9 protein-coding genes are annotated in these 10194 nt (G+C 71.3%); 6 read left to right on the top strand and 3 right to left on the bottom strand.

Features of this window, described 5'->3' with window-relative positions; genetic code table 11:
- Positions 1–198 precede the first annotated feature (198 nt).
- From JWR86_RS12460 to glcF, 3 genes are all read left to right on the top strand, one after another.
- Entirely contained in the window at positions 199–1629 is a 1431-nt protein-coding gene (locus JWR86_RS12460; RefSeq protein ID WP_299565873.1) for an FAD-linked oxidase C-terminal domain-containing protein, read from the top strand.
- A 103-nt stretch (positions 1630–1732) separates the two neighbouring features.
- The gene (gene glcE, locus JWR86_RS12455; protein ID WP_299565869.1) at positions 1733–2917 is read left to right on the top strand and encodes a glycolate oxidase subunit GlcE; all 1185 of its coding nucleotides are present in this window, start codon (positions 1733–1735) and stop codon (positions 2915–2917) included.
- Positions 2918–2934: 17 nt separating this feature from the next.
- Positions 2935–4284 carry a glycolate oxidase subunit GlcF gene (glcF, locus tag JWR86_RS12450; RefSeq protein ID WP_299565866.1) on the top strand — a complete coding sequence of 450 codons (1350 nt, stop codon included), beginning with the start codon at positions 2935–2937 and terminating at the stop codon, positions 4282–4284.
- Here the strand turns inward: glcF and JWR86_RS12445 are convergent, their stop codons facing one another.
- Positions 4285–4485, bottom strand: a complete 201-nt coding sequence (locus JWR86_RS12445) for a hypothetical protein (protein ID WP_299565863.1) — start codon at positions 4483–4485, stop codon at positions 4285–4287.
- Between the two features lie 281 nt (positions 4486–4766).
- Here JWR86_RS12445 and JWR86_RS12440 point away from each other — a divergent pair, with 281 nt between their 5' ends.
- Complete coding sequence (locus tag JWR86_RS12440) at positions 4767–5267, top strand: MucR family transcriptional regulator (protein WP_299565876.1); 501 nt, start codon at positions 4767–4769, stop codon at positions 5265–5267.
- A 77-nt stretch (positions 5268–5344) separates the two neighbouring features.
- Positions 5345–6355: an LLM class flavin-dependent oxidoreductase gene (locus JWR86_RS12435; protein WP_299565860.1), complete on the top strand. Its 1011-nt coding sequence runs from the start codon at positions 5345–5347 to the stop codon at positions 6353–6355.
- A gap of 15 nt (positions 6356–6370) precedes the next feature.
- Here JWR86_RS12435 and pcaD read toward each other — a convergent pair whose 3' ends face one another.
- Positions 6371–7570, bottom strand: a complete 1200-nt coding sequence (gene pcaD, locus JWR86_RS12430) for a 3-oxoadipate enol-lactonase (protein ID WP_299565857.1) — start codon at positions 7568–7570, stop codon at positions 6371–6373.
- 101 nt (positions 7571–7671) lie between these two features.
- Entirely contained in the window at positions 7672–9513 is a 1842-nt protein-coding gene (locus tag JWR86_RS12425; RefSeq protein ID WP_299565854.1) for a gamma-glutamyltransferase family protein, read from the bottom strand.
- A 184-nt stretch (positions 9514–9697) separates the two neighbouring features.
- On the opposite strand from JWR86_RS12425, the gene JWR86_RS12420 reads away from it, so the two are divergent.
- Positions 9698–10194 (top strand): (2Fe-2S)-binding protein (locus JWR86_RS12420; RefSeq protein WP_299565851.1); only part of this gene is annotated, 497 nt, incomplete at its 3' end.

Raw genomic sequence — 10194 nt, 5'->3', positions numbered from 1 at the left:
TGCCGGGGACGCCTCGCGGGCCGGCGCCGCCGCGTCCGGAGCGGCAAGAACCAGCACAATGGCGGGAGGGGGCGGCGGCAGGCTGGGCATGCGGAGCAGCCGGCCCTCTACCACGTCCGGGCCCCGCTCTCACCTGCCGGCCTCGCCTGTCGGCCGGCCCGGCGGTAGACTGGGTGCAAACCGGCGAGAGACAGGCCCATGTCCATCCCCTTCCCGACCCCCGACCCGGCCATCCTGGCGCGGCGCGACGAGATCGTGGCCGGCCTCGCGCGCCTGGTCGCCCCGGAGGCGCTGGTGACCAGCGAGGACGAGCGCCGGGCCTTCGAGACGGACGGCCTCACGGCCTATCGGCGCATGCCGCTGGCCGTGGTGTTGCCCTCCTCCACGGCCGAGGTCGCGGCCGTGCTGCGCTTCTGCAACCAGCACGGCGTCAAGGTGGTGCCGCGCGGGGCCGGCACCTCGCTCGCCGGCGGCGCCATTCCGCAGGAGGACGCCGTGGTGATCGGCGTCGCCAAGATGGCCCGCGTGCTGGAGGTGGATCTCGCCAACCGCACCGCCCGGGTCGAAGCCGGTATCACCAATCTGGGCATCTCGGCCGCGGTCGGCCACGAGGGCTTCTTCTACGCGCCGGACCCGTCGAGCCAGCTCGCCTGCACCATCGCGGGCAATATCGGAATGAATTCGGGCGGCGCCCACTGCCTGAAATACGGCGTCACCACCAACAACATCCTGGGTGTCACCATGGTGCTGCTCGACGGCACCGTGATCGAGGTCGGCGGCGACCATCTCGACGCCGGCGGGCTCGATCTTCTCGGCATCATCGTGGGCTCGGAGGGACAGCTCGGCATTGTGACCGAAGCCACGGTCCGCATCCTGCGGGCGGCGGAGGGCGCGCGGCCGGCGCTGCTCGGCTTTCCGTCGGCCCAGGATGCCGGCGCCTGCGTGGCGGCCATCATCGGCGCCGGCATCGTGCCGGTCGCGCTCGAATACATGGACCGGCTGGCCATCCAGATCACCGACGGCTTCTCGGGCGCAGGCTATCCGGACGTAGAGGCCATGCTCATCTGCGAGGTGGAAGGCTCAGACCAGGAGATCGACGAGCAGCTTCGCCGCATCGTGCAGATCGCCGAGCGGCACCGGGTGGAAGCCGTGCGGGTCTCGACCTCGGAGGCGGAGAGCGCGGCCATCTGGAAGGGCCGCAAGAGCGCCTTCGGGGCGACAGGGCGCATCTCCGACTACATCTGCATGGACGGCACCATCCCGACCGGCCAGTTGCCGCTCGTGCTGCGGCGCATGGGCGAGATCGTGGCCGCCGAAGGGCTGCGGGTCGCCAACGTGTTCCATGCAGGCGACGGCAATCTGCACCCGCTGATCCTGTTCGACATCAACAAGCCGGGCGAGATGGACAAGGCCGAGCGCGCCGGCGAGGAGATCCTGAAGCTCTGCGTCGAGGTCGGCGGCTGCCTCACGGGCGAGCACGGCGTCGGCATCGAGAAGCGCGATCTGATGCGCGTGCAATTCCGCGACGAGGATCTCGCCCAGCAGATGCGGGTCCGGGCGGTGTTCGATCCGAACTGGCTGATGAATCCGGCCAAGGTCTTTCCGCTGGACGGACGGATCGCGGCCTAGACGAGGCGGCCCGGTCTGCGACGGCGCTGCCCCGGACTCCGGATCTCATGTACGGTCGGCCGCGGCGGATCCGGCATTGCGGACGCCGCCTTCTGGATTGGCGATGACGCTCACCCCGACCACCGAAGCCGAAGCCTGCGAGGCCGTCAGTGAAGCGGCAGCGGCCGGCGCGCCGCTCGCCCTGGAAGGCGGCGGCACGCGGAGCGCCATCGGCCGACCCATCCAGACCGAGCGGACCCTGTCCTCGCGCGGCCTGTCGGGCGTGACGCTGTACGAGCCGGCCGAGATGGTGATCGCGGCCCGGGCCGGCACCCCGCTCGCCGAGGTGGTGCGCACGCTCAATCGCCGAAACCAGGCCCTGACCTTCGAGCCGATCGACCACCGTCCTCTTCTCGGCTCCTTCGGCGAACCGACCGTCGGGGCGGTCGCGGCCGCGAACCTGTCCGGCCCGCGTCGCATCCAGGCGGGCGCAGCGCGCGACAGCCTGATCGGCATCCGGCTGATCAACGGCCGCGGCGAGGCCGTGAGTTCCGGCGGCCGGGTCATGAAGAACGTCACCGGACTGGATCTCGTGAAGCTCGTGGCCGGCTCCTGGGGCACCCTCGGCCTGCTGACGGAGGTGACCTTCAAGGTGCTGCCCAGGCCCGAACGGGCCGCCACCCTCCTGCTGCGGGGCCTCGAGGATTCGCAAGCCATCCGGGTCCTCTCGGCGGCGCTCGGCTCGCCCTTCGACGTGACCGGGGCCGCGCACCTTCCGGCCGGGCTGGGCGGCGGGGCCCAGACCCTGATCCGGATCGAGGGGCTCAGCTTCTCGGTCGATTACCGGGCGGGCGAGTTGCGCCGGCTCCTGCGCGGCAACGGGTCGGCCGATCTCCTCGAGGGCGAGGCGGCCGCGGCCTTGTGGCGCGCCGTGCGGGATGTCGAGCCCCTCGTGGAGCCGCGACAGGACGCCGTGTGGCGCATCTCCACCGCGCCGAGCCGCGGTCCTGAACTCGCCGGCGTGCTCGGGCGTCTGTGCCCCGGTTCGCGCTGGTTCTTCGATTGGGGTGGCGGCCTCGTCTGGTTCGCCTGCCCGGCCGAGGGCGATGCCGGGGCGGGCGCGGTGCGGGCCGCCATCGACCAATATGGCGGCCATGCCACCCTGGTGCGGGCGCCGGCCGAGATCCGCGCGGCGGTGGCCGTGTTCCAGCCCCAGCCCGAGGCCCTCGCCCGCCTCACGGCCGGCATCAAGGCCGCCTTCGACCCGCGTCGAATCTTCAACCCGGGCCGGATGTGGGCGGAAGCCTGATCGGGTAAGGTCGAGCCATGCAGACCAGCTTCTCTCCGGCCCAGCTCGCCGACCCGCACATGGCTGCCTCGGAGAAGATCCTGAGGACCTGCGTGCATTGCGGCTTCTGCACGGCGACCTGCCCGACCTACCTGCTGCTCGGCGACGAGCTCGATTCGCCGCGCGGCCGCATCTACCTGATCAAGGACATGCTGGAAGGCGGCAAGCCCGCCTCGCCGGAGGTGGTCAAGCATATCGACCGCTGCCTCTCCTGCCTGTCCTGCATGACAACGTGCCCGTCTGGCGTGCATTACATGCACCTGGTCGACCACGCCCGGGCCCATATCGAGGCGACGCACCGCCGGCCCCTGCACGACCGGCTGATCCGCGGCCTGCTGGCCCGCGTGCTGCCGCACCCGCACAGGTTTCGGCTGGCCATGCTGCTGGCCTTGCTGAGCAAGCCGCTCAGGCCGCTGCTCGGTGCCCTTCCCCGGGTCGGCAACCGCCTCGGCGCCATGCTCGACCTGGCGCCGGCCCGCCTGCCGAACCGCTCACCGGGCGATGCGCGCGGCACCTTCCCGGCACATGGGCCCCGACGGGGCCGTGTGGCGCTGCTGAAGGGCTGTGCGCAATCCGTGCTCGCGCCGCATCACAACGAGGCCGCGATCCGCCTCCTCAACCGGCACGGGGTCGAGGTGGTGCAGGCCAACGAGGGCTGCTGCGGCGCGCTTGTGCACCACATGGGCCGCGAGGAGGAGAGCAAGCGCTTCGCCCGGAAGGCGATCGACGCCTGGCTTGCCGAGGCCGACCGGCGTGGCCTCGACGCCATCCTGATCACCGCCTCCGGCTGCGGCACGACCGTGAAGGATTACGGCTTCATGTTCCGCGACGAGCCCGCCTATGCCGAAAAGGCGGCGCGGGTCTCGGCGCTGACCAAGGACATCGTCGAATACGCGCTGACGCTTGGGCTGCCGACGGCGCCGCGCCAGAGCGACCTCGTGGTGGCCTACCACTCGGCCTGCTCCATGCAGCACGGCCAGCAGATCCGCACGGAGCCGAAGACGCTGCTGAAACAGGCGGGCTTCACCGTGAAGGACGTGCCCGAGGGCCATATCTGCTGCGGCTCGGCCGGAACCTACAACATCCTTCAGCCGGAGATCGCGAACCGGCTCCGGGCCCGAAAGGTGGCCCATATCGCGCGCGTCAGGCCGGACGTTATCGCGACCGGCAACATCGGCTGCATCACGCAGATCGGCAAAGGCACCGACATCCCGATCGTCCACACGGTCGAGCTTGTGGACTGGGCGACGGGCGGGCCGCTGCCCGAGGCGCTCGCCAAAGCCGGTCTGTCGGAGTCAGGCCGCCCGGCCCTCGCGGCCGCCGAATAATCAGGCGCGCCGGGCCCGTCCGGCATCCCGCTCCTTGTGGCGCAGCCGGAGCAGCAATTCCACGTGCTCGGCCGGCAGAGCCTCGGCCTCGGGCGAGGCATAGACGTCCCGCAGCTTCATGCCGATGCGCCGCGCAATGCCGGCAAAGGCGGGCCGGAGCGAAGTCCTGGCCACGCCGGCCGCTGATCGAGAGCCTACCATCGTTTCGACCTCCGCGGCCTACGCTCGGTTAAGATGGTTAACACCCGGTAAACGCATCCACAGATTGTCCCGCCGACATCGCCCCCACGGTAAGGGCTTCGATTCGGAGACGCGGCGGCGGCGCTTCCGGGCATCTTGTTCAAGACGATACGGCCCGAACATTGCCCGGGCCGGACCGAATCCACGCCTTTTCGCACCGTTGCTTGCGATGTCGCTTGCTTTAGTGTGGCGGTGGTGCATTGAAGGTGCGTCCCATCGCCCAATCGAGAAAGTTCAAGCTCATGGATGCTCAATCAGGTCCATCGCCCCAAGAACTCGCGGAACTGACGAGCGAGATCGTGTCCGCCTTCGTGACCAACAATAAGCTTTCTTCGAGCGAGCTCCCCGAGGTGATCGCGGCCGTCCACTCCGCCCTGCGCGGCCTGGGGGAGAAGAAGGCGCCTGAGCCGGAGAAACTGAACCCGATCGTGTCGATCAAGAAGTCGATCACCCCCGATTACTTGATCAGCCTGGAAGACGGACGCCGCTACAAGTCGCTGAAGCGCCATCTGTCGGGCCGAGGCCTGACTCCGGCCGAGTATCGCGACAAGTGGAGCCTGCCGCGGGACTACCCGATGGTGGCCCCGAACTATGCCAAGCAGCGGTCCGAACTGGCGAAGGCGCTCGGTCTCGGCCAGCAGCGGCGCAAGAAGGCGGAAGCCGCCGCGGCGCCGGCACCTGCCTCGCCCCCCCCCGCCGAGACGGCTCCCAAGCGTCGCGGCCGTCCGAAGGCCGGCGCCTGATCGGTCACAGAGGGCCCAACCGGGCCTTCTGCTGGGACACCCTCGCGAGAACGCGGCCGTGAGCCTATCTTGGGTTCATGCTGCCTCTTTCGGTCCTCGACCTTTCCTTCGTGCGCTCCGGCCACCCGCCCAGCGCCGCGCTCCACGAATCGATCGCGCTGGCGCGAGTCTGCGATCGGCTCGGCTATGCCCGCTACTGGCTGGCCGAGCATCACAACCTCCCCTCCGTCGCGAGCCCGGCCCCCGAGATCATGATCGGGCAGATCGCGGCCGCCACCAGCCGCATCCGGGTCGGGTCGGGCGGCATCATGTTGCCGAACCATGCGCCGCTGATGGTGGCGGAGCGCTTCCGCATGCTGGAGGGGCTGTTTCCGGGTCGGATCGATCTGGGGCTCGGGCGGGCCCCGGGGACGGACGGTGTCACGGCCATGGCGCTGCGACGTCACGAGGAGCGGCGCGGCGGCGACGACTTCCTGGAGAAGCTGCAGGAGCTGATCCTCTGGGACGAGGGCGGGTTTCCTGAGGGCCATCCGTTCAGCCGCGTGGTCGCCATGCCGTCCGACAAGAGGCTGCCGCCGATCTGGCTGCTGGGCTCGTCCGGCTATTCGGCCCGCCTCTCGGCGCAGATCGGGACGGGCTTCGCCTTCGCCCACCATTTCGCGCAGCACGACGCCGCGGACGCCATGCTGACCTACCGGGCCACCTTCAAGCCGTCGCGCTGGATGGAGCGGCCTTGGTCGATCCTGGCCGTGGCGGCCATCGTGGGCGAGACCGAGGCCGAGGCGGAGCGGCTGGCCTCGAGCCAGGATCTCGGCTGGCTGCGGCGCGGCCAGGGCGAATACACGCCCCTGCCGAGCGTCGAGGAGGCGGCGGCCCATGTCTATGGCCCGGCCGACCGGGCGCAGATCGCCCAGAACCGCTCGCGCATGTTTGTCGGCACGGCCGCTGGCGTGCGGGAGCGTTTGCTCGCCTTTGCCGGTGAGCTTGGGGCGGACGAGGTGATGGTCACCTCGGCCATCTACGATCAGGACGCGCGGGCCCGCTCTTACGGGATGCTGGCCGAGGCCTTCGGGCTCAAGGCGGCCTGAGACCAGGCCCCCCGCCTAGCCGAGTTCGTCGCCCAAGACCTCGCGCGCCCACCTGAAGGCCCCGTTGGCGGCCGGCACGCCGGCATAGACCGCGGCCTGTTTCAGAAAGGCGCGCAGCTCCTCCACCGTGAGCCCGTTGCGGAGCGCCGGCCTCAGGTGGAGCTTGAACTCCTCCTCTCGGCCCAGCGCCAGCGTGATGGACAGCGTCACGACGGAGCGGGTCTTCCAGGGCAGCGTCGCGTCGCCCCAGACCTCGCCCCAGGCATAGCGGGTGATGAAGTCCTGCCAGGGCCCCGCGAACGTGCCGGCCCCGCCCAGCGAACGCTCGACATGCGCATCGCCGAGGACCTCGCGGCGATTGGCCTCGCCGGCCGCGTAGCACGCCGGATCGGGGTTCGGTGCCGGCCGCGGCAGCCGCTCGGGCCGGGCCGAACCACCTTGGGGGAGAAACGCCGCGATGGCGGCCGTCAGCGCCTCGGCCCGCTCGACGGCGATGAGGTGGGCCGCATCCGGAATGGGCAGGAAGGCGGCGCCCGGCACCAGCCCGGCGATCTCCCGCCCCATGGCGACCGGGGTCGCCGGATCCGCTTCGCCGGAGATCACGAGGGTCGGGGCCCGGATGGCCCCGATGCGGGGCCGCAGGTCCATCTGGCCGATGGCCTCGCAGCACAGCGCGTAGCCCTCGGCCGGCACCTCCTCGATGAGGCGGCGGCGGGTCTCGGCCGCCCCAGGGCTGCCCTGTTGGGTGGGCGTGAACCAGCGGCCGATGACGCTGTCGGCGATGGCCGCCATGCCGCCGGCCCGGACGGTCGCGGCCCGCTCGCGCCACAGCTCCTGCGGCGGCATGTAGGCGGAGGTGGCCACCGCGACGAGCCGGTCGACCAGGTCCGGCCGCAGCACGGCCAGAAGCTGCCCGGTCATGCCGCCGAGCGACAGCCCGACCACGTGGGCGTGGGCGATGCCGAGCCCGTCCAGCAGGGCGGCGAGGTCGCGGGCGAGGTCGTCCACGGCGAAGCCCGAGCCCGTCACGGGCGAGCCGCCATGCCCGCGGGTGTCGTAGCGGAGGCAGCGGAACCGCCCCTTCAGGGCGGACACCTGCCGGTCCCACATCCGGTAGGTCGTGCCCAGCGAGTTCGAGAACACAACAACCGGCGCGTCCTCGGGCCCTTCGAGGGCGTAGTTCAGGGTGACGCCGTTCGCGGCGATGGTCGGCATGTGAGGTGTCCTTCCTGCGTGGGATCCCGAGAGGGTTTCGCCGCCGGCCGGCCGGAGCAGCGCGCGGCCGAGCCAGCCGGAGGCGGCCCGATCGCGAGGCGTCAGCGCCCGGCCGCGTAGCCCTGCATGCCGCGGGGGTTGGCGGCGGCCCTGAGCCGGCCGCCTTCGCGGGACGCGGCGGTGAGCCGCCCTTCCGACCAGGCCTCGCCGATCTCGACCCGGTGACCGCGGCGGCGAAGCTCGGCGACGGTCGCGTCCGAGACGCGGCTCTCCACGACCAGGACGCCGGGCCGCGAGGTCCGGGGCCAGAAGGACGACGGGAAGTGCTCGGTGTGCCAGGCCGGGGCGTCGATGGCTTCCTGCAGGTTCATGCCGGCATGGACGTGGCGCAGGAAGAATTGCGGCACCCACTGGTCCTGCTGGTCACCCCCGGGCGTGCCCCAGGCGAGGTAGGGCTCGCCGTCCCGCAGGGCCAGCGTCGGCGACAGCGTGGTGCGGGGCCGCCGGCCCGGCCCGAGCGCCTGCGGGTGCTCGGGGTCCAGCCCGAACATCTGGCCGCGGGTGCCGAGGCAAAAGCCGAGCTCCGGGATGACCGGCGACGAGTGCAGCCAACCGCCGGACGGGGTGGCCGAGATCATGTTGCCGTGCCGGTCGATCACGTCGACATGGACCGTGTCGCCCGACACCGCGCCCATGCGCTCGCGCCGACGGGCCTCCTCGCGCGGCGCGCTCGGGATGCGGCCGACGGTCGGCTCCCCCGCGCCGGTCGCGCCGACCGCGCTGCGCTCGCCGCCGACCCGATGGCCGATGGACTTGCCGAAGCCCGGGATGGTGCCCGGCCGGTATTCCAGCGACGCGGTCTCGCCGATCAGCGGCCGCCGCTCCGCCGCGTAGCCCTCCGACAGCAGGGTCTCGGCCGGCACGGGCGCGAAATCTGGATCGCCGTAGAACGTGTCCCGGTCGGCAAAGGCGAGTTTCGCGGCCTCGACCTGAAGGTGGATGAAGTCGGGGCCCGCGGGATCGAGGCCGTCGAGCTCGAAGCCGCGCAGCAGGGCGAGTTGCTGCAGGGCCGCCGGTCCCTGCGACCAGAACCCGGCCTTGAGCACCCGATAGCGGCCGTAATCGATGCCGACCGGCGTCTCGACATGCGCCTCCCAGCGGGCGAGGTCGTCGCCCGTCAGGAGCCCGCGGTGGCGGCGGCCGGATGTGTCCATGACCTCCTGGCTGCGCGAGAACGCGTCGATGGCCGCGGCCACGAAGCCCTGCGACCAGGTCCGCCGCGCCCGCTCGATCTCCGCGTCGCGCCCGCCCCCGCCGCTCTCGGCCTCCCGCAGCACGCGCGCATAGGTCTCGGCCAGCGCCGGATTGCGGAACAGCGCGCCCGGCGCCGGCACCTCGCCACCAGGAAGGTAGACGGCGGCCGAGCTGGTCCAGTGCTCCCGGAACAGGGCCTGCACCGTCGCGATGGTGGCCGGAATGCGCTCGACCAGGGGGAAACCGTCGCGGGCGTAGCCGATGGCGGCCTCCAGCACGTCGCGCGGCCTGAGCGTGCCGTAATCGCGCAGCAGCAGCATCCAGGCGTCAAAACTGCCCGGCACCACCGCGGCAAGCAGCCCGGTGCCCGGCACCTCGTCGAGCCCGAGGCCGCGCATCTGCGCGATGGTGGCGGCGGCCGGCGCGGGGCCCTGGCCGCAGATCACCTCCTGCCGGCCGCGTCTCGCATCGTGCAGAATGATCGGCACGTCTCCGAGCGGACCGTTCAGGTGAGGCTCGACCACCTGCAGCGTGAACGCCGCCGCCACCGCCGCGTCGAAGGCGTTTCCGCCCCGTTCGAGAACACCCATGCCGACGGCCGTCGCCAGCCAATGGGTGGTGGTCACGACGCCAAACGTGCCGTCGATCTCGGGCCGGGTCGTGAAGGGGTTCGGATTGATGAAGCTCATGGCCGTCCTGCTGCGCCCCGCGACCATAAGCCTCGCCTGTGCCGGGGCATAGCTGGCGCCGCCGGGCGGACGTCCGCCCGCAGCGGTTGCGTCAGGCGGCGACCGAGGAACGCCCCCGCACCCAGATTGTTGTGGCTCCAAATCCGCGCCCTGCCCCGGCGAGGCCCGCGCCCAGGAGAGCTACGTGAGCACGACCCCGAACCCATCGGCCCTGCCGGCGCGGATTCCGATCACGCTGACCATCAACGGCCAGTTGCGCCGGGTGAAGGTCCTGCCCTGGACCGTTCTGCTCGACCTCCTGCGGGAGGAGCTCGATCTGCCCGGCACCAAGAAGGGCTGCGACCACGGCCAATGCGGGGCCTGCACGGTCCTGGTGGACGGCCGGCGGGTCAATTCCTGCCTCGCCCTCGCCGTGATGAAGGACGGCGCCAGCGTCACCACCATCGAGGGGCTGGCCAAGGGCGGGCTGCACCCGATGCAGCAGGCCTTCATCGAACACGACGCCTTCCAGTGCGGCTATTGCACGCCGGGGCAGATCTGTTCGGCAGTCGGGCTTCTGGAGGAAGGCCGCGCCCATTCCAAGGAGGAGATCCGCGAGCAGATGAGCGGCAACATCTGCCGCTGCGGCGCCTATGTGATCATCGTGGCGGCGGTCGAGGAAGTGGTGGCGGCCGGCCGGCG

It is taken from the genome of Enterovirga sp., assembly GCF_028290205.1.
GTDB lineage: Bacteria > Pseudomonadota > Alphaproteobacteria > Rhizobiales > Beijerinckiaceae > Enterovirga.
The sequence above is the reverse complement of the archived record's forward strand: the minus strand, read 5'-3'. Positions and strand labels throughout refer to the sequence as shown.